Raw genomic sequence first — 22011 nt, 5'->3', positions numbered from 1 at the left:
AGCCTGCCCTATTCTTTACCGAACAGCTCTGCGGTACGTGTCACAAACTCATCGACGAAAATTTGCATGGCAATGGTGATGTTCTTAATGCGGCTGGCTAAGTAGTTGTAACCAAATAAAGCTGGAATCGCCACGCCCAAGCCAGCCACAGTCGCTAACAACGCTGCTGCAATACCCGGCGCAATCGCGTTTACGTTCACATCCCCGGCTGCTGCAATCGCGGCAAACGTAATCATCACACCCACTACCGTACCTAATAGGCCTAAAAATGGCCCGCCAGAAATCGCAATCGTCAGCAACACCATGCCGGCATTTTGGCGTTGTGTTTCGCGTACCAAGTCTGCGTCAATCGCTGCTTTAATGGCGTCCATAGAGGCGCCGCTGAGGGATAGTTGACCATCATGTTCACGCTTTTTAATTTCACGTAAGCCAGCTTGGTACAAGCCAAATAGATTGGAGTTGGGGAAGTGAGCACCTTTGTCTAACTCTAGCAATTCTTTGCCACTGGCTTTTTGAAAGCGCGCTAAAAACTTTTTATTGTCTTTATCGGTTTTGGCCACCAGTTGCGCTTTCGTCCACATGACCCACGCACTGATAGCAAACATCACCGCCAAAATAGCAATCACGATCTTGGCATCGAGCGTCAAACTGCCAATCAAGATGCCGATATAGTTCGCTTCACCCTCTTCTTCGCCTTCACCCCCTTCTCCGGCAGCGACTGCGAATATTTTGCTATCCACACCTTGGCTGCTTGCAGCGAGTTGAATGTGCGCTTTGCTCGCGGTATTGACCAATTGCATCTCATCCATCTCACCGAGATATGCTTCACCAATGCTAATCGCAGCGGCTGGGGTAAGTACAGGTGCTGCGCCTGTAGCCACTTCTGCACCGTTTACATATAACGTGGCCGCACCGTTGTTAATGGTGAATGCAACATGCTGCCAAGTGGTGGCTTTGAGCTCGCCTCCAGAAATCAAGGCATCGCCAATGTTTAATTGCAGCGTTTGTGCATCAATGGTCAATGTTGCGCCATCGGCTTGCGCAAATAAGCTTGCGGTTTGCGGCAGGCTGGCAGGTTTAATCCAAGCGGACCAGGTAAAGCCGTTGGCATAGGTGATGGCTGGGTTCGCGGCAATGCTGAGCGCAGCGCCATTAAATACGGCAGACTCACCAATCAACCCTGCTTTTTGTGCAGTGATTGCGCCAGTTGTGGTCAAATTGTTTGCGCTACTGTCTTTTAACAAGCCATTTTCGGCAAAATGGAACAGGCCTGTGGTACTGGCTGCTACCAGTGCTTTTTCGTTACTGGCGGTAGTTGCATTTTCGTTGCCGGAATATACCCAGATATGTGCATCTTTCTCACCGGCGGCAATGGTGGGCAATTGCACCCAAATGGTTGCCAACTCATTCACTGCATCAAATTTTTCAATATAAAATTTGAGCTCTGTTTTATCATCCGCCGCAATCAGGCGAATATCCGAGCCATCCACATTGACACTGGTAAAGTCAAAGTTACCAGAATGTAAGCGCATCAAAGCAACAGCTGGCTCACTTACCCCCAACGCCTGCGGGTTAATGCTAACTTTGTTACGTACAGGCCAGTCTGCATTCCACTCTGCGTGTGAAAGCCCAGCATGAATGGTGAGTAACGCAGCAACAAAAATCTTGGTAAAACGTTGTGTGGTAAATGCAAAAATTGTGGTGAACATGCCATGTACTTATAAAATTAGACTTGCAGGCATTGTATGAATGTAATGTGTCAGTTTGATTAAAAAAGGACTAGTCCTTGCACAAATTACCTATAAAAAAAGCCTGTACCTATTGATAAAGATACAGGCTATATTTTTATTATAAATCAGTAATTTATTAATATAATTTAATGTTATTTATTAATTACCAAAACCAATCACATCGACAGAAATAATGGACGGTAATGTAGGTTTCACAAAACTGTTATTTGCAGACTGGGCTACGCTATTCACTACAGATTGTGTAGCAGAGTTGACTGCATCTGGCGATAAGCCTGCCCCAACACCAGCAATGCTAGAAGTTGCGGCAATTGGGACGCCAGATGACGTGCCCTGTATCTGCACATTAATCGCATTGAGGAAGTTTTGAGTAACTGCAAAAAGGTCACCTGCTTCAATCCCGGCCTCACCTGCATCGATGGTTGGCGCTGTTAGATAGACAGTCCCTTTTTTCGGCTCTACTTTCGGGCCATTCGGACCATCCGGATCATAACTCTGCGCGCGGATACCACTACCGGCAGCTACGCCACGTACTTCAATAATGGTGTTACCAAAAGCATCGGTTTGCACAATACGTTCTGGCACAGAAGTCGCTGTTTTGGAACCACGACCCGCATCGATCGTGCCGTGCGTAGACCAGATAGCGATATCACTGCCGAACTGTGTAATGACTTTAGATTGATTGACTTGGAAATCACCATCAGCAATCGCGCGAATCTCCCCACCCTTTTCCGTGATGATGCCAATGTCACCGCCTCGACCCGGCACACCGACGTTAATCAGGCCGCCCGGCGCAATCAGATCGATGCTACCGCCACTGTTGGTCGATACTTTGCTGTTAAACAATAAGATATCACCTTGACTGAGCGTTGGAAACAAGCTGGCAATCGCATTTTCACCACGTGCATGGTTACCTGCTTTGGCAAAGTCTTTGGCGGAACCAATCAATTCAGAAGTGAGGTGGCGATTAGCAAATATCGTCTTTGCTTCTACATCCAGCGCGCTAAATTGTGCCAATGCCTCGTCATCACTCAGCGTGTTGTCACCATTACGTTTACGCATAAAATCCGTGACTGCTTGCGCAGTGGCTTTACGATATTCGGCCAAGCGTTTGGCGTCTTCGGCCAAAGTTACAGGGCCAGTGCCTGTTGGCAATACATATTGGTTAATATAAGCCTGTACCGCAGCGCCCTGCCCCAAACCTGCTTGCAAAGTAATAGAGGCGCCTTCATTTGGCAGCGCAGTATTGGCACGCGATGCAAACGTATTGTTAAAAATCGGATTGGTACTACCAGAGTTACCCGTTGTAGTGATAGTCGTCACATTAGGGTAGATCAAATCAATATTGCGCCCTGCCTGTACCAACAACTCACCAGGGCCTGCCACCGTAATGTTTTGCGTGTTCACATCATTACCCGCTTTAATCACGCTAATGTCGGTCGTGCGGTTATTTTGTAATGCAATATTAAGCCCAGTAATATCATTGCCCGCAACTAGTTTGGTGGCTTTGGGCAAACTGACAATTGCGTTGGCCACATTAGCAAAGATATCGCCTTCTTTAGCCACGATATACGAAGCCTGTGTATCTGCACCATGCAGTAAACTAGGACTATGGGTGAGTAGTTGGCTAAAGATGGTATTGGTAAACCCTTTAAACCTTGAGCTCGGCGTGTTGATACCTGCCAAGATATTAGGGTCCGCATCAGACATGCTGACATTGCCAAGCCCAACATTTTGCGCAGCAAACACATTCAAATTGCCAGATGCAGCTGGCATCAAAGTAACGTCGCCCACGTTGACATCACCCTGATATGCAGCCATGCTGATGTTTGCTGGTGCATATAACAGACTGTTGGTGATGCTATTATCTAGGCCAGTTGTTTGCGTCAATATCGCATTTTGTACCGCTAGATTGACATCGCCCACCACACTCGCTAAATGTACGCTTGCCTGTGGTGCATAGGTATTAAAGTAGCTATTTCTGCCAGTGGCATCTAGCACGGGTGCGTTAGTGGTAGATTGTGCCACCAGTGTCGGGTTGATAATCGCATCGATATGCACATTGCCCCCGGCGTTGACATTCCATTGACCATCTTGCAATGCCAATACGGTACCAAAGGTGCCCTCTTGCGGTTGAATAGCGCCACCAGCATTGATGTCACCATCCCCTTTTGCAACAAAATATACACCGCCGTTAATGTTGTTACCTGCTACCACGGTAACATCGCCACCACCATCGATACGTTGTACATTGGTCGCAAGGTCACCCGTTGTACCAAAATTATCAAAGCGCGCAGTGGTTGGCGCAGAAGCAGAGAAGTTGGAAATATCACCACCAGCTCGCAATTCAATATCGCCGCCGCCAAGCGTGGCTAGGCTTTGTTTGAACAGATCTGGGCGCACCCACCATGTGGTATCTAAATTACTGTTGCCACCGCCCTGTCTAAACAACCATTGGTTGATTAACTGACGGCCACTTGCTGGTTCAGCACCCACAATATTGCCTTGAGCAGTGACACGTATATCGCCGCCATTGGTTAAATAGAGTGGGTTCCCAGCTGTAGGCGCATCAAAACCATCCAATGCTTGCGCTTGTGTACCTACCGTATAAATAGCAGATGAGGCATTACGCATGATGACATCGCCACCGGTTGCAATATCAATATCGCCCGTACCGGTTCTAATCAGTTTGTTATTGGCTAGGGTTATATTGCCAGTCAGCGAACTACCATCGCTTGCTTTTGCCGATGCGATGGTACTCAGAGGACTTGCCGCGTTAAAATCAGCACCGGCCACCAAACGATACGCCCATGCATCACCACTGCCAATCAGGCCTGTAGGTAGCGCCGTGGTAAAGCCATCGCTAATGCTGCCGTTCAACATCAAATTATCAGCCGCGCGTAAGGTCAATACGCCGGGCTCATTACCGGCACGGGTTTCGCTATACAAATTCCAATCACTGACCACAGTTAAATTGCCGCTTGATTGAATTTCAGTACCTGCACGTAGATGGAAGCTATCGTCACCACTCTTGCCTAAGCTCGCCACAATATTACCTTTGTTGGCCATAAAATCCGTCACGTCATTGGCTACAGTATTAAACCCAAGCGTTGCACCTGTGCTATTACCTGTAGTCACCGTAGTCACGCCAGTAAATACTTTAAATGCTTCTAGCACCGTGGATTTTGCACCATTAATCGCCGTTGCTAAAGCGCTCACAGCAACGTCATTACCAGCACCTGCGCCTGTTCTTGGCGCACGTAAATGCACATCGCCACCGGCACCGCCAGTACCGCCTGCTACGTTAATCTTGGAGCCATTCTCGAGTGCTAGCGTACCCTGTTGGGTAAACAACTCCACCTTACCGCCTGCTTCTCCAGACTTAGTGCTATTGGCCTGAATATTGGCGGTGCTTTCTAAGGTAAGGTTTTGATTGGCATATAAGCCTACACGACTATTTTTTGGGGCTGTGGCAACAATATCGCCACTCACACGGATATTGCCTGCATCTGCCGACACGCTAATATCACGCGCGGTCAAGGCTTGGTCACCTGTACCGGTAATCGCCACATCACCAGTGCGCGCACGGTAATGCCTTGATTCGCTAAAGCCTGTCGCTTTTTGGTCTGTCGCCGTCAGGCTCGCCAATGTCTTCACGTCTACATCCAACTGGCCACCTAGCCCAGTGCCATTGGCCTTACCGTTAAGCGTACCATTTAAGTTAAGCGTACCTTGCATGGCATTGGCTTGCACCATACCGGCCTTCGCATCGCCGGTACTGGTCACACTCACCGCTGCGCCTGTGTCTACATTCACATTGCCGTTAGCAGAACTCAAAGTCACCTTACCTGCATTCAAATGCTGGGTAGTGGTGTAATAGCCTATGGTTTGTGAGTTTGCAGATATACTTGCACCCGAGGCCAAGGTTAAATCTTGGTTAGACTGCAATGTAACCTGACCAGATAATGACTCGATGTTGCTCGCGACATTCAGGCGATCAGCCGCAATGGTCAGTTGCCCACCAAACTGCGTGTTTGCGCCCAAGTTCACGGTTGTATTTTGTTGCGTATTTAACGTATCGCTGGCTTTCAGTGTGTATTTTCCACCAGTTTCACTGGTGATGCGCCCTGCGTTGATATTGGTCTGCGCAACGTTCAGATTAGTTTGTCCAGTAGCCGCCGTACGTACTTCGCCAGCGTTGATATTCAACTGGCTATACCCTTGCACTGTGGTCTGATCCGTCGTGGCTAATTGACCATTCGTCATGACCGGCGATTGCTCACCTTCAAATCGTACTGTGTTCGCGTTGATATTCAGCGCTCTGCCTGAGTTGTCCGCAGTGCCAATCAACACAGCATCTTGGTTATTTTTCAGCGTAAAAGTGTTGGCCGTAATCACGCTGGCAACATTGCTACTTGGTGCACCACTTTCACCCGCAGCTAAGTGCCCGACGATGCCAGCAGCATTAAAGGTTAAGTCTAAGTTGTTATTGCCCACATTTACTGCACCAAACGTATCTATATTGCTGTAACTGTTCAGTGTCAGTGCTTTAAGCTGGCCCAATGCTGCCAAAGACGCAGCGGTAACATTTAATCCTGCTGTGCCTTGCGGTGCATCACCAATCAATATACGTTTAGCGCCTAATGTTACCTTACCGCCATCACTTAACTTCACATCCCCTTTTAAGCTTACATTATTGGTCGCATCCAATACTGCTGAATTACCTGCGATGAGCTGGCTACCTTCATGCACAATCAACTCGCCTTGCGTCGCGCTGGCAGAGCCACCATTACGGCTATAAGTGATATTGTTTTTGGATGACAGCGCTAACACCGCGCCTTGACCATTACTAGTGATGACTTTTTCGCCGGGCTTGGCTGCTGCCGCGCCAGTATTAATCACTGCATTAGCATTCACCACCACCTGCTGGTTCGCTGTTGCGATAAACTCTGTGGTGCGTAACACTTGTGCGCTGGTATTTTCGATGACCACGCTATCCGCCACGGTCGTGATGTCCGTCACGCCTTTCACCAATTGACGTTTACCGCCTAATAACACGCTTTCTGCATTCAGTGCATTCAAGCTGGCGGCGGTGAGTTGCAAACTACCATCGTTACTGTTGTCTTGCGCATCTACTACACGAATCTTGCCTGAGCTGATATCGACCTCTAAGCCATTACCGCCTACTTGCGTATTGGCAATGACGTGCGCATTTAATGCTAATTGGCTTGCGCTTAAACTGAGCTTACCCACATCCAGAGGTGTATTCACTTCCGCACCATTCGTTTTGAGTGGATTATTAAAGAAGGTATTGGCGCTAGTCAGGATATATTGCGATGGTGATTGTGACACCGCGCCTGTAGCTGGCCTGAAAATAGCACCATCTAGTACTTTAAATGTAGACCAGTTAGCATCACGTGCACCAGTGCTGACATCCCCAAAATAACCTGCAGTCAAGGTGCTACCATCTTGCTGTTTGACCGCAGTGCCCGGTAATACATTGGTAGATTGGGTTTGTACCACATAGGCGCCCGGTACTAGTGCGTAGCGCGCAGGCAACAAAGTGTACATACCAGGCGGCAAGCCAGGCACACCACTTAGATATACCGATTGACCGACACCCACCCCTGCAGAGCTGCCTGCGTAAGTTAAATCTGTAGGTGCAAACTCACCTTTCAAGGTAGGGATCACCGCATAGGTATTGGGCTGCGCTAGGATATCTTTGCTACCACCAATACCAGGCACCCATTCATAGGCAAACATATCGCCACCGGCAGATAAATCCAATACTGCGCCTTGTTGCAAATCTACATTTTTACCATCGATATCAATGGTTTTTTCTACCAATGGCCTTGTGGCACCGCCACTAGGGTTAAATACTTCACCGCCGGTAGTCGTAATCCCAAACGGAATATTCTGCCCGCTACCGGAAATACTGGTTTTACTATTGCTGGTGAGGGTAACAGAGTTACTGCCCACCAAGTTAATGCGACCAAACGGCGCAGTCAACACGCCGTTTTGCACCACATCTGCGGCTTTCAGTGTGAGCTCACCCCCTGCGGAAAGCACTGGCGTAGCGGCTTTGCCATTGCTATTCACGGTGACTTTACTTGCAGTGCCCAATGCTTCAAACTTCAGTTTTGCACCGGAGTCTGGGTAAATCTGACGCGCGGTCAGTGTGATTTCACCATTAGCGGTTAAGCCTGATTCTGTCGCCTCAGCACCATCCTGCACATAGGTTCTAGTACCCTGTCCATGAATATCCAAGTCTGTATTAATGGCCAATTGCTGCGTACCAGAAACGCCCATTAACCCGTCAACATACACTTGTTTAGATTGCGTGGTCAGTTGGCCATTGCCCGCCACCACACTACTTGGATCTAAAAATAAAGTAGGGCTTTTAAAAGTAATATGCCCGGCATTGATGTTGGCAATCCCATCATTCTGCACATGTAATATAGGGGTTTCCAGCGTGAGATTCCCGGCGATATTGAGCGAGAACCCATTCGCCAACTCAATCTTGTCATTGGCATTAGGCGTATTGAGAAATGATTTGACAGTTACATTAGCAAAACCGCCTTGCTCAATCTGGTCAGCTGACAACTGCGCTTTAACATAAGGCGCGCTAATACCACTGCCATCTTTAATGGCATCGCCCATGCTAAACCCTGCCGCAGATAACTGTTTGTCATTGGTCAGCACCACGGTTTCAGTTCCAGACACAACTGGTGAAAAATCATTGGTTAGCCTAGCGTTATACACCATATTCAATGTGCCATCGCGGCCAGTACCACTCGCGCTCGCTTTAAAATCACCATCTACCAATAACGCACCAGTACCGTTGAGTGAAATGGTGCCAGCATCTCCGTACAAGGTTTCTCTGACATAGCCTTTGGTGGTCTGGGTATCGTTCACCACAGAAGCGCCAGACACATCCAGCACCGCACCTTGTTTGATAATCGTCGCGCCTTTTCTCGGGTCTGAACTATCCTCAGGCTTATTAATATCAATCGTACCGGCATCAAACACCTGTGTTTTTAGCAACTTATCGCGTGAACCCGGCAGCGTGACTGTGCTGCCAGCAGCACTTAAGTAAGCATTCTCGCCAATATACACAGCTTGCGTAGCATCATTCGGCAGTTCTATGTCTTTATCGTTAATACGAATATTGATGTGGCCGCTTGGTGTTGTAATATCGCCCAACACATTGACTTGCTTGCCAGCACTTAGCGATACGCTACCGCCTCTATCCGTACGCAGTGTGGTGTTTTCTGCCAGCGTTAAAGTACCTAAATCGTTGCCTACACGATTGGCAGTAAAGTCCAGAGAAACTGCCTCACGTAAATAATCGGCCTGCACGACAGGTTTAGCCATGGCTGAGATAGCCTGACCACCTGATTGATTGAGGTAACCGGCATTAATCTGCCAATTTTGCGCAACGCCATACACTTGCTGCGCCGTGCCGCCCGCCGCGCCAATATTCACTTGGTGTGCGGACAATGCGTATTCGGAAAAGCCACCTTGACTGAAAAAACCATTATTGACAGTAAAGTCGCCACTCAAATTATTGGCTATGTTTAAGGTAGCAGCTAGCTCCCCATCCTGCGCATCTACATTAATAAAGTTAATGGCTAAGCGACCGCCATGGTCAAACCCGTAAGACTGCAAGCGAATGCTACTGTCGATATTTTGGTTAGATTTAAAACTGATATCGCCTGCTTCCCCGGTATGCAAGGTGCCAGCACTGTCTACCCACGCGCCTGCTGAAGCATCTAAAGTAACGTTCTTGCCAAGCGACAGTAAACCAGCGGTAATGTTGCCACCATCAGCGGCTACTTCTCGCGTTTGTGCGCCAGCAATCACCGGCCGGTCATTAGTAAATATCCCCGCAGTGCTGAGCGTGACATTATCAGCAATATTGGTACGCAATGATTGCAACAAAATATCTGAGTTAGGTGCGTAAATGCTCGCGTTGATATTGGTGATGGTACCAACGCCGCTATTGCCCAATATGAGTTGACCATGTGGATTGATATTCAGTTGTGTATTGACCGTTAACTGCGTCACCTTGGACAAATCAACATCATTAAACCCATTGGCTAAAAAGTCACTGCTAATTACCGACTGATAATTGGCACTGTCTGCTAGCGCCTGATTAAAGTTAAACTCACTTGGCAAAGCCTTGGCCTGTTTATCAATGGTCAATTTGTTTGCACTGGCCAGCAGCCTACCCTGCTTTGGCACCTCATGTGCGAGCAGTTGCTCTTTGCTCACTTTAGTATTGGCAATCAGTTGCCCTGCCAAGACTAGATTTTGGGTGTTTTCAGCTTCAACGGGCGTAGTCAAATTCACCGTACCGGCATTTGCACCTTCAAAATAGGTATTCACCTGTTGCGTGGCACCCCCAAGTGTGTAGGTCTTTACCGTCCCCCACTTTTCATCCACAATTTTTTGGCTGTCCGCCACTTGGTCATAAGCCACACCAGTTTTGGCTTCAGAAATTGGCACCAGCTTGCCGTTATATAGCAACTGAGATTCTTTTACTGTGCCGGCTGTATATGTTGTAGAACCGCCAGATACATCAATCACGGCACCTTTACTAATAATTAAGTCTTGATTGGTTGAGAGTGTCACCGTACCGGCATTGGTCATTTTCTCTGCTACTGTTGCCCCAACCAAATCCAAGAATGGCTGAATATCCAATAGGTCGGTGCCTTTACGCGCATCTACATATACGGTTTGTTTAAACAAGCCGCTATTACGCAGAATCGGATTGTCTTTTAGTTGGTCTGAAAACAACTGAATTGTCAGCTGATTACGTGACATCGGTGCAATAGCATCTACACCGGAAACATCAATGCTGGCATTTTCACCCAAATAGATACGGCGCTTATTCACACCAGCTTTTGCAATGGTTGGATCTAAGCTTAAATCCACATTGCCATTGCTATCAAATTTAAGGGCGCTAGAAGCATCAAACTCAGACTTAGCGGTCACATTGCCGCCCTTCACGCTGACTTTGCCATCAATATTAATTAAGCTGGCCTCAATCGTCACATCCGAGGTTTTAAATGGCTGCGATACGATCGTTTCTTCTTTATCCGCATAATCCGGCTTCACTTCAGTGACGCTGCCTTTAGCGAGCGTCACACTACCATTACGCGCCCCTACGACACTCACACCGGTTTCAGTTGCACGGTCCTGCGCAATCAATTTAATCGAGCCATTGGCACGTACCGATGTGGTGGCAGTCAAGGTGCCGCCTTGGTTCACGGCTAAGCCCATCATGGTGATATTGCCACGCTCTGCCACAATCTTACCTAAGTTGACGGCAGAACCGCCGGCATCCACTTCCACCAAAAATCCCGCCGGATCTGTGGCGCCTTTTAAGTAAATCTTTTTACCGGCGGCCAAAATAGTTTGGCCTTCTGGTGTGCGGATTAATGTCTCGCGCATGATGGCGTTGCCGTTGGCGTCTTTTTGTACAACACCATTGATATCCGTGACCACACCTTCTTTTTCCACTTTGACATTGGGCGCAAACAGCATCACCTTGCCATTGTTAGCCGTGGTGATTTGGGCACCGCCTTGCACTAACACTTGTGCGTTTTCCACCTTGGCGCGCGCTGCGTCAGTTAAGTCCAATGTACCCACAAGCTCAAAGGCTTTGGTAAAGGTTTGGTCGTTCACAAAGCCGGATTGAAACATCTCATCCGTGATATTGAGTGTGCCAGCGTATAGCGAGCCCACGTTAAATTGCGCATCTTTACCAATAATAATGCCGTTAGCATTAATAAAATATAGGCTTCCCGCGGCATTAATACTGCCATTTAAAATACTTGGGTCAACATCATGAATGCGCGCTAAAAAACTCTGGCCTGCATTCATCAACACATCCAAACTTTGGCCACGCTGTATATTTAGTTTAGCAAAGTCACCAGTCGCAGCATTAGCAAGATTTCTAAAAGTGACATTAGTCGCACTATGACTCGCCAACTCTGCGTTATTAAGGCTTTGAATAACTACATTTCCATTCAACAATACCGTCTCTGCCCACGCATTCCCCACCATCGTAAAGCTCAGCATCAAGGTATATTGCAGCGCCTGTGCAACTTGTTTGCGGATACGGCGACCACTCTTGCTCACATGTCCTTTGGCAGCCTCAGAGACAGGCACCATCATGTGAAGCACACGGCTGTACACTAGTTTATATATGCCTTGATTCATTGTATTTTCCTTTTCTTTGCTGCCGTGCCAATATGGATTTACGTTAACTAACGGTTACCACTCGTAGCCCACTCTAAAATGTAGGCGATCATCACCCTTGTCGACCTGCACCGCATCTTTGTAAGCGTGCGCATAATCTAGGTTGGTAAATACACCACCATTGCTTTTAATCTTGAAACCCAACCCGGCCGAAGTGAGCTCACGCGTACTATCGCTCCCTGATAACAGGTATGTTTTTGTGATACCTGCATCTACAAACCCAAAGGCGTAAAAGTCTTTGATGTAGTCACTAAATAAATGCTGGCTGATATATTTTTTGAGTGGCGGCGTGCGCAGTTCTAAAGAAGCAAGTACACCGTTATCACCTAACTCGCTGGATTCAAGATAACCACGCACGGAATCCACGCCGCCAATGGTAAATTGCTCAGCTGAGATCAATTTATCGCTCGCAATTTGGCCGCCCAACTTTGCCTGCACAGACCAATCCATGGGCAGTTTGTGCGTGTGTTTTAAATCCGCCCGTAAAAATGCATAGTTAGGCTTGGCATCATCACGTTTATCATTAAATTCGCGCTCATTGTTACCCAAGCCACGTGGCGCAAAGTTAAAGGCAAGGTTGAGTTGCGTTTGCGAGCTTGACGTTTGATACGTGCCATCGTAACCCACCATAAAGGCGAGATAAGAAATCGGTGTGTTAAACCCGTCCGCGCCCAGCAACACAACGCTTTCTTTAAAGGTTTTGTAATCAGCACCCAGCGTCAGACCTTGATAAAAATTCTCACTATAAGGCAAGGGATGGATATAGCGCGCGCCAGCAATGTAGCCCTTACCAATCACACTCACATCACCCACCGCACTGATATCACTGTCTGAAATCACGCCGTAAGCAGCAAAGTAATCACCATTCAAGCGCGGAATCACATACGTGCCAGAGAACACTTTCACTTCGTTCAAATCTTCTGGCGAGACTTGAAAACTCAAACCAATGCTATGGTCTTTTTGCCAAAGGTTTTCATAGCGCATCGAGCCATTCAGCCGTGTTTCGGTGGTATTAGACGAGTAGCGATCATTCAATTCTAAGCTGCCATGCAAAGGCAGTTTGTCTTGTACCTTTAAATCCACATCCACTTTGCCGGGCGATTTTCCAGGCCTTAGCACAGGCGTCACTTGGCGGTTTTGACCTTTGTTGACCGTGCCCAATTGTTGTTGCGCAGTAGGAAAATGCGGTACCTTGCCTTCCTGAAATTCCGCCACACGCGATTTGATTTCTGCCAAAGAAGTATATTGCGCATCTTTGATACGTAATGCTTCTACCGTGCCTTCTGTGACTAACAAGCGCACTACACCGGTATCTACCTCTTGTTGCGGAATGCTCACAGATACCGTGAGGTAGCCAGCATCTTGATAAGTTTTTTCTAACGCACTACGCGCCTTCTCTACATCATCAATGGTCTTGGCCTCACCCATAAACGGGTACACCGCTTCTTCAATCTTGCTGGCGCCTAACACGGTATTGCCATCCACCTTAAACTCAAACACATTAAACTTAGGCGTTTCTTTTTCAGGTGCTTGCGTGGTCTTATCCGGAGCCGGAGAACCATTGGATTGACTAAATGGAGCTGGGCCATCTTGCTCGGTGCTAGGCGCTGGTGGTGCCTCCGCATGCTCAGCAAGCACACGTAAAGGTGCCAGCAATAACAATATGTAAGTCCATCTGTGTTTCGCTATGGGCTTTCGCAAGAGAGGTGTTTGCATACCAACTTCAATTTATAAAAACTCCATCATTATCAAAAAACTATGTTTCAGGTTGATGAAAAAGACTAGTCCGCACCAACATCTATTGCACATAAAAAAACACACACCCTTGTGAGGTGTGTGCTTTTGACTAGCTACTCTGTGTGTGTCAGAGAAAGTTAGATTATTGTACTAATTGTGCTGGTGAGCAGTTTTTACCCAAGTTAGTTGCACGTGCTACTTGTGCGCCAACTGTACATACAGAGCCTGCCAGTGGATTTAATGTCAAGCCACGTGGCAATACTGCACAAGCTGCTGCTTGTGGGTTAGCCAATGCTGCAGTGATTTGGCCGACAACATTGTTTTCAAACGCTGTTTTAGCAGGTACACCAGCATAGTTACTACGTACAAAGTTCTTCATTTCCATGTGGAACTCGTAGTCGCCGTTTGTAGCTGTTACACGTGCATTTTCAGTATCACCTAACTCTGGGTGTACGCCATCTACTTTGACATAGCGGTAGCCATTTTGTGTACCACTGTCTAAGCGCCAGTTATTCTCAGTGGATAACACACCGATTGCGTAACCTTCTACGCCACCCGTTGAAGTTGCAGTAGTGATGCGTGTTTTTACATCGCCTGAACCTGCATTCTCAGTCACAACGTAATCTGTTGTTGAGTCAGTTGCAGTTGCTGCTGGGAAGAGTGAAGCACTTGCGCCATCAGCGCACGGGTTTGCTAAGAAGAATGCGTTTGAGCTCGCTTGTGAACCAGAGGTATTTACACGGCGCTCCACTTTTACTTTACCCGGATTGCTACCTAAAATAGGTGTCCAGTCACCGTTAGCTGCACCACCTGAACTAACAATAGCCACATACTGTGCACGTGTAATGGTTGGCGCATTGACTGGGTCGTATGTCGTTGAGTTCACATCAGACAAACCTTGCTTAGCTTGCAATGCACGGTATAAATGCGTACTGACTGCCACGCCAAATACTTGACCTACGTTAGCATCACTTTCAACACCTTTAGCAGACACATTACCGCCACCGATTACTGGTGGAAATAAGGCGGCTTCCACATCAGAAAAACCGCCTACTGGTAATTGTGGTGCAAATGGATCAGCCGCAACTGCAGTTGCATTGGCTGAGTTGGATGCTGCCGTAGCACCCGTACCTGGCAATACATTACCTACGCGAGTACAACCCTTCCATACGGTTGCATTGTTTTCAGTATTGGTTGCATCTACATAACTTGCGTTTGATGTACAACCGTTACCTGTACCTACAAATTTAAGGCGTGCTAAACGTGTACCCACTGTGTGTGGTGAATAGGCATTCAATGAACCGCCGTCTAATGTGTGATACAACACAGAAACGATACCAGAGCGTTTACATGCATAAGCAGTAAAGTTACCTAAGCCACCCGGTACGTTTGAAGCGCCAGTTGCGTTAGTAAAAATAGTATTAGTACCAGAGTCACAGCCTACGCCTGTACCAGAACCTACCCAGCCTTCGTATACTGATTTAGTTGGTGCAGATGCACCAGAGATCCAAGCTTGTTGCAATGTACCTGCTGAACGTGCAGCATCAATTTCGCCCACAGTCACAGGTGCTGCCAATACAGAAGCTGAAGCCGCTAAGCCAGCTACCAATAATGCGATTTGTTTCATTTTCATGATCGTTCCCTCAAATAATAGGTATAAGTAGTCCGCCACCCTGAAGCAATTTCAGGGTCTACTCGTTTAGTTCAGTAGATGGCGAGCGCTTCGCCGTGGCAGAGTTTGAATCGAATTACGCTTGTTTACGACGTGCTACAAAGCCCATAAAGCCTAAGCCCAACATCATCATGGCCCATGTATCAGCTTCTGGCACTTCAACAACCGGTGCAGTTGCGTAAGTCAATACGCCATTAGTACCTAATGTGAAAGTTGCGTTGTTACCAAAAAGTGTGAATGCGCCTGTTGACGTTGTAGAAGGGCCAGACACCTGCTGATATACCGCTAAAGATTGGCCAATATTGCCCACTGAAACGCCACCTGCGGCATTGTTTTTATTTTGGCCAAAATAGCCCAATGTATTTGCTTTACCAGAGTTACCAACACTAGCACCGTTATCCACCAGTAAATGATTTTGGTAAATTGTGCCATTATCAGTTTGCCCAGCAGCCAAGTAGGTATCCCAACCAGCAAGTTGCGCTAGCAATACAAGATTGTTTACGCTAGTAACTGTTTCAGCATTTAATGTACTAATAATGCCTTTGTTACCAGCTGCTGTACCTGCATTATTGTCTGCAGCGATTACTGCAAACTGCAAGTTTGCAATATTTGCTGAAGATAGGAATGTATTCCAAGCAGTAGAATAATCACCACCGGTCAAATTCCATGATAGATTTGTGCCCAAAGCGTCTATGTTGCTGTCTGCAAATGAACTACCGATAACACTAAAATCACTGTAGCTTTTACCTAAGTCAAACAATGCAGATACGTTATTTACTGAATCGAACACTGCTAATGACAAACTGCTGTTACCTGTACTAGCAAAGTCGATAGCCGCTTGTGCTGGTACAGCTGCTGCCAATACCATTGCTGCTGCCAATGCTTTCAATTGAAATTTCATACTTTTCTCCCAAAAAATTAAAAAAACACTTAACACTACTGTTTGCCAATATGTGCTGCTATTTGGCAACCTATCTCGCTTATGCCATCTAATTAAGCGACTTCGCCACTTTAATCACCGCGTATGACATCCCTAACTTTTCATCTAGTCTGTCTGGACTACTGGTAATGGCGCTTAATCAAACCTATTACTCACTTAAAAGTATAAAAAGACGGTGTGATATTTATTGGAGATAAACTAGTCCGAAAGAACTAGGAATGATGCAGATTTTGTGACGATTAAATTCACAGCTAGAAAAGCTAATTGGAGATGGTGACTAAGCCCAACTTGGCAGCCTTGACAGCCGCTTGACCGCGATTCTCTACATCTAATTTGCGCAGAATATTTTGGACATGATTCTTGACGGTCAACGGGCTAATTTCCAAAATAGAAGATATCTCCCAATTGGTTTTGCCCATATGTAACCACTGCAAAATCTCAAACTCACGTTTCGTGATTTTTTTAGTGGTGTGCGGCGTATTTAATATCATTGAGACGCCGCTACGATTCGCAGTCACTTTAATCAATGCGCAATGCAAATGCGGCATGATCAGTTCCAGCAAATAGGCGGTATGCGCAGAAATAGGAGAAGACAAGCGGCCAAATGCAACTACCGTAGAAATGCGTGTACGGTTGTCACCAAACCCATGCACTACAAAGTTTTTAAGCTCAGCAGCCAATAGCTCATCGTCTTCGGCGCTCATCACGCCATAATGATTAAAATCGACCGGCATGATTTGATTGGTCACAAACACTGGCGTGCCGGTTTTGTTCCATGTAGCCAATGCTTTTCTGACGATACCTTCGTCTTTTTTAATCACCTGATTAAACTGCAACTCACCAAAATAACGTGATGAGGTGAAGTACTCATAATCATATAAATCACTATCCGACGAACGCACGCCAAACAGCATGACTTCGTGCCCAATTAAATATTGCACGCCGCGTTGTAGCCAGTTAAATAAGTGTGTGCGTTGCGTTAAACGTAACGATTCCTCAATCACCTCCATAAACACTAAGCGCTGTTCGGCACTTAGCATGGCTTCCGCTTCTGGGTGGCTCGTCTGGTGGCTGGGCTGAGTAATGATGATAGTGCTCTTTGATTTAATTATAATTAGTGCACTATTCTTGACCATGTGAATGACACTAGCATGAATACTAAGTGTCAGTTTTTTTACAGTTTTGTAACAACTCTCACAGGCCACATAAGAAAAAAGGCGTGATGCAAAATCATTCATCACAAACACGCCAACGGGGAGTTTAAAATATGAGCTATGCTATTTAAGGCAGATGACATGCCGATGTACGCATGTAGTCTATTTGCACTAGTGCCCCACTATCACATTAACTTATAGTCCACATTACCTTATAGCCTTGCATGTGCGTAATTCATTGGGTAGATCACTTTTTCACGGGCATCCGACCAAATCAGATCACAAGCATCATCATCCACATGCATCATGCGCCCGCTTTTATCGACACAATACTCACCGCATACGATCATGTCTTCAAACGTATAGTCTTGCCCAACACGGGTGTATTCAAACAACACGCTACGCACTACACGCCCACCGCGTTGAATATGACAGCCATTACTGATCCAGCTTGGGCCAATAATCTGCGTGCCTTTATCCACTCTAACGCCAGAGCCTAAATACACGGGGCCTTCAATGCTGGTGTGCTCCCAATCAATATGTACATTTAACCCCACCCACACGCCAGGCTTAATTTGGGTGCCAGGCATCGGCATGCTAGGTACTTCACCACGCATGACTTGCTGCATGACTAACCAGTAATCGGAGACTAAGCCAATATCGATCCAGTTAAAAGGATGGTTGATAGCATAAAACGGCAAATTTCTTTCGACCAGCAGCGGGAACAAATCCGACCCGATATCAAACGTACTCCCGGATGGAATCAGGTTGAGCGCCTCTGGCTCAAAGATATAAATGCCAGTACTCGCCAAATTGGAACGGGCTTCTTGCTGTGTTGGCTTTTCCTGAAAAGAGATAATCTTTCCGGCGTCATCGGTGACGACAATGCCATAGCCGGACACTTTATCTGTAGGTACCTCTTTGGCCACCAAACTGACTAAAGCGCCCTTCTGCTTATGCTCAGCGACCGCTTTGGTAATATCCAAATCAATGATGGCGTCCCCACAAATGACAATCGTGGTTTCATCAAAAAACCCACCAAAATCCTGAATCTTGCGCATGCCACCTGCTGACCCTACGGGGCTGGGTACAATTTTTCCATTGTCTATATCGCCTTCAAACGAATAGCCAATATTGACGCCAAAGCGATGTCCATCGCCAAAATACTGTTGAATTTTTTCATGTAAATAGCTGACATTTACCATCACGTCTTTAATTTGATGCTGTGCCAAATGCTCAATCAAATACGCCATGACTGGCTTGCCTAATATGGGAATCATAGGCTTAGGTAACTCATAGGTCAGCGGACGGACGCGTGTGCCCTTGCCTGCCGCTAAAATCATTGCTTTCATTGCATGCTCTCTTTGCTGTGACGATTACTACCTTCATCAGCATGATAGCGATGATTCATGACCTTACTATGACGGTCACTGCAATTTGGCAAACAGCGCCCATAAAAAAAGCGATTGAAACAATCGCTTTTTTTAATTTGAGATGACTATTGTGATTATTTTGACTGGCGGCGTTTGCTTGCCCAACCAATTAAACCAAGTCCCAAGGTCAACATGGCATAAGTTTCTGGCTCTGGTACGGCAGACACAGACACATTATTCAGTGAAAACACTAAGTCGTTATAGTCTGTATCACCACCTGCAAACAAGTCTTCAAAACCAATGGTCACATTGTTACCAACCACGTCGCTATAAGCAGCATGAATTAAACCATCTGGGTTAAGAGATGCAGCCCCGTTGTAAAACGTATTGCTTGTGTTGTAAACAAACATACCAAATGTAAGTTGTGTACCAGCTTCAAAACTACCTAAATTGAACTGGGCACCAGAAACAGCAGATTGGTTATTTAAAATTGGTGTGGCAATACCAGCCAAGAACAAATCATTGAAGTAATCAGCATCCTTGGATAAAAAAGTAAGTACCACATCACCAGTGCTGGCCACATATAGGTTATTGCCATTAGGTGATAGGTTAAAAGGCACGGATTCTGTTGCGGAAACTAGCATTGGTGCACTCAGAGATAAAGCGAATGCTAAGGCTTTCATTAAACTCATTTTAAAACTCCTCATATTAAAAATATTTTCCCTCAACAGAGGATGTGCTATCCACATGACACTGTAATTAAAGTTTTATGAAAGTGATAGTCATTTAGTATCAGATTAGCCTGAAAGGGCTAATGGGTCAATACGTTAATGCATCTTTAAAGGTGCTTTAAGCATCCGACAGAATGAACTGCGGCCAGTTCAATTTTGTTTGTTTTTTCTTGCATATACGGCAAGCTACACGCAATGGCTTGGCTATTTTTGGGATCAATATTCGCGCAATCTACTTAGCACACGGGCATGTTGTGACTGAGATGATGTAGTGAGGTGGTTGTCCACTAATGCAGCGGTCTTATAATGTTGCGCACTTAAATAATGTAGCGCAATTAGCAAACCGAGTGAAATGACTATGCTAAACGATTGGCAATGTTTAGCTGCTTACTTAAAACCTTATCTAAAACTTAGATGCATGAATAGATTGGTGTAACTATGCCGCGCCAATAGTGGGTGTTATCTTAATCAGTAGCAGCCCTACGATATTCGCTATAGGTTTTTTCAGCCACTTTCCGCCAATTATATTGGCTATCTATCCATGCACGCTTGTCCATTTTGGCTTCTTCGGATTGCGGATGATGTAATTTTGAGTGCATTTTCTCGGTCAACATTTCAATATTGCCCAATTCAAAATAAGCCATTGGGTTCAACTCCAATTCTTTATTAGCAGGTATATCACTCGCTAATACGGGCAAGCCGTAACTCAATGCCTCTAACAATGAAATAGACAGCCCTTCATGCGAGGATGGTAATACAAACAAAGCGGCATGTGTGTACAGACTCTTCAACACATCTCCTGTTTGAAATCCTGTGAGTACAACATTGCTATTCGCGCGGGCAGCTTGTTCAATTTGTGCAACATACGCATCCGGATGGTCGGATGTTCCCACTAATACTAGTTTGTAGCCATTAAAACGTGCTTGTGTAAATGCATGGATCAAGTCTAAATGACGCTTTTCAGGCACCAACCGACTTACTTGCAAGATATAGCGCTGCTTTTCCAAGCCAAACTGCGCCAAATGTGAATCACATGTATCTAAGCTAGGCATGACCACGCCGTTACGAATGATTTCCGAATGCACGCCATGCTTGTGCACAACAAGTTCGCGAATGACATTTGAGATAACAATTCTGCCATTGGCAAAGCGCATACCTGCCCACTCCCCCGCTTTGAGTACCCACTTGGCAAACTTACCCCATTTTTGTCTATCGTAATCTGGCCCATGATGCGTGATCACCACTTTTAGGCCGAGTAATCTTGCTAACGGCGTCATCAGTGCCGGGCCAATGGCATGGATATGCAAAATATCAGGGCGCTTGATGGCGGCATATATCACACCCAAAAAGGTATGTACGATGGCTTCTAAACCTTTTGATTTAGGCGCCCACAAACGTGTGAACTTAACGCCTTGCCATACATTGCCCACTGCCTGCGGTTGGTACGCGGCACGAACAATCACTTCCAACTGACACCCTTGCTGAACTAACAATGGCGCTAAATGCTCTGCGTGTGTTTCTATGCCACCCTGCACCTGCGGAAAGCCACGTAACCCCAGCATCATGACGCGTAAGGGCTTGGCTGTTTGTGAGTAGTCGTGATACCAAGTACCAACATAGCCAGACTCAGAAACGCTGGCATCTAAAATAAAAGCTTGTGGTGATAAGTTGAATGCTGAATGCTGCGCGGTAGTTGAACAACTAGAATCAGAAGCCAATTTATTGAATATACGGATACGTAGCAGTGAGCTCACGTTATCCAGCAAAAATCGTGAGGCAGACAAAAGCGCTGTGTATGTTTTGACAAGCTGATGACTTGTTGATTTTATTCGCTTTTTAACCATAAACCCTCTTCGTTACAAACATCAAACAAACGTTTGTGAATAGGGTGTAAGGATGTCTTAGCCAGATTTCATCAAGATGACTAAATACGCGGTTTATCTAGTCCGTTCGGACTATAAAATGGTTTCGTTTGGTTTGGTTTAGTTTGGTTTGCAATACCACAGACACATAAAAATTCTGTGCGTACTTAGTCGCAATCAAACTCTCACACTAAATACATGAGTTAATTAGAGAAAACTTCTGTTCTTTATTTCCCAATCTTTCAAGGCATTTTCAGCCTGTTCTTTTTTATAGCCATACTTCTCTTGTAACTTCAACACAATTTGCTGCCGCCTTAATCCATTTGTATCAAAATCATCATCCGTTAACTTAGTCCAAGAGGCTTGAATTTTGCCTTTTAGTTGATTCAAATTTGTCATGCCATAGCTCCCAATCATTACGCTCTCCTCATGCTTGTATTTTATGGAATTTAAGTGCATTCCATTTGACCCATATCAAATCTACTTAAGAAATACACACGTAAGATGCAAATCATCAGATTCTTAATT

Annotated in this window: 10 protein-coding genes; all 10 read right to left on the bottom strand. The window is 46.1% G+C overall.

Annotated features, from left to right (window positions below; all coding sequences use genetic code 11):
- Positions 1-8: 8 nt before the first annotated feature.
- Positions 9-1709, bottom strand: coding sequence for a MotA/TolQ/ExbB proton channel family protein (locus tag FG11_RS04555; RefSeq protein ID WP_052184932.1), 1701 nt, complete (start codon positions 1707-1709; stop codon positions 9-11).
- 180 nt (positions 1710-1889) lie between these two features.
- Positions 1890-11975, bottom strand: coding sequence for a filamentous haemagglutinin family protein (locus FG11_RS04550; RefSeq protein WP_047533415.1), 10086 nt, complete (start codon positions 11973-11975; stop codon positions 1890-1892).
- A gap of 54 nt (positions 11976-12029) precedes the next feature.
- Complete coding sequence (locus FG11_RS04545) at positions 12030-13730, bottom strand: ShlB/FhaC/HecB family hemolysin secretion/activation protein (RefSeq protein WP_235276336.1); 1701 nt, start codon at positions 13728-13730, stop codon at positions 12030-12032.
- Between the two features lie 163 nt (positions 13731-13893).
- On the bottom strand, positions 13894-15384 hold the full coding sequence (locus tag FG11_RS04540) for a hypothetical protein (protein WP_020181912.1): 1491 nt from the start codon (positions 15382-15384) through the stop codon (positions 13894-13896).
- A gap of 115 nt (positions 15385-15499) precedes the next feature.
- Positions 15500-16324, bottom strand: a complete 825-nt coding sequence (locus tag FG11_RS04535) for a PEP-CTERM sorting domain-containing protein (RefSeq protein WP_047533412.1) — start codon at positions 16322-16324, stop codon at positions 15500-15502.
- A 299-nt stretch (positions 16325-16623) separates the two neighbouring features.
- The gene (epsA, locus tag FG11_RS04530) at positions 16624-17403 is read right to left on the bottom strand and encodes an XrtB/PEP-CTERM-associated transcriptional regulator EpsA (RefSeq protein WP_052185068.1); all 780 of its coding nucleotides are present in this window, start codon (positions 17401-17403) and stop codon (positions 16624-16626) included.
- A gap of 326 nt (positions 17404-17729) precedes the next feature.
- On the bottom strand, positions 17730-18869 hold the full coding sequence (locus tag FG11_RS04525; RefSeq protein ID WP_020181909.1) for a sugar phosphate nucleotidyltransferase: 1140 nt from the start codon (positions 18867-18869) through the stop codon (positions 17730-17732).
- 155 nt (positions 18870-19024) lie between these two features.
- Positions 19025-19582, bottom strand: coding sequence for a DUF4114 domain-containing protein (locus tag FG11_RS04520; protein WP_052184931.1), 558 nt, complete (start codon positions 19580-19582; stop codon positions 19025-19027).
- A gap of 503 nt (positions 19583-20085) precedes the next feature.
- Positions 20086-21405, bottom strand: a complete 1320-nt coding sequence (locus tag FG11_RS04515) for a glycosyltransferase family 4 protein (protein ID WP_235276335.1) — start codon at positions 21403-21405, stop codon at positions 20086-20088.
- Between the two features lie 285 nt (positions 21406-21690).
- Positions 21691-21882, bottom strand: a complete 192-nt coding sequence (locus tag FG11_RS04510; RefSeq protein ID WP_232418328.1) for a CsbD family protein — start codon at positions 21880-21882, stop codon at positions 21691-21693.
- Positions 21883-22011 lie beyond the last annotated feature (129 nt).

The sequence above is a fragment of the Methylotenera sp. N17 genome (genome assembly GCF_000799155.1).
Classification (GTDB): domain Bacteria; phylum Pseudomonadota; class Gammaproteobacteria; order Burkholderiales; family Methylophilaceae; genus Methylophilus.
The sequence above is the reverse complement of the archived record's forward strand: the minus strand, read 5'-3'. Positions and strand labels throughout refer to the sequence as shown.

Excerpts from the sequence above, each read along its gene's own strand:
- FG11_RS04555 (WP_052184932.1), bottom strand. The coding sequence starts at position 1,709 with ATGTTCACCACAATTTTTGCATTTACCACACAACGTTTTACCAAGATT.
- FG11_RS04550 (WP_047533415.1), bottom strand. The coding sequence starts at position 11,975 with ATGAATCAAGGCATATATAAACTAGTGTACAGCCGTGTGCTTCACATG.
- FG11_RS04545 (WP_235276336.1), bottom strand. The coding sequence starts at position 13,730 with ATGCAAACACCTCTCTTGCGAAAGCCCATAGCGAAACACAGATGGACT.
- FG11_RS04540 (WP_020181912.1), bottom strand. The coding sequence starts at position 15,384 with ATGAAAATGAAACAAATCGCATTATTGGTAGCTGGCTTAGCGGCTTCA.
- FG11_RS04535 (WP_047533412.1), bottom strand. The coding sequence starts at position 16,324 with ATGAAATTTCAATTGAAAGCATTGGCAGCAGCAATGGTATTGGCAGCA.
- epsA (WP_052185068.1), bottom strand. The coding sequence starts at position 17,403 with ATGCTAAGTGCCGAACAGCGCTTAGTGTTTATGGAGGTGATTGAGGAA.
- FG11_RS04525 (WP_020181909.1), bottom strand. The coding sequence starts at position 18,869 with ATGAAAGCAATGATTTTAGCGGCAGGCAAGGGCACACGCGTCCGTCCG.
- FG11_RS04520 (WP_052184931.1), bottom strand. The coding sequence starts at position 19,582 with ATGAGTTTAATGAAAGCCTTAGCATTCGCTTTATCTCTGAGTGCACCA.
- FG11_RS04510 (WP_232418328.1), bottom strand. The coding sequence starts at position 21,882 with ATGACAAATTTGAATCAACTAAAAGGCAAAATTCAAGCCTCTTGGACT.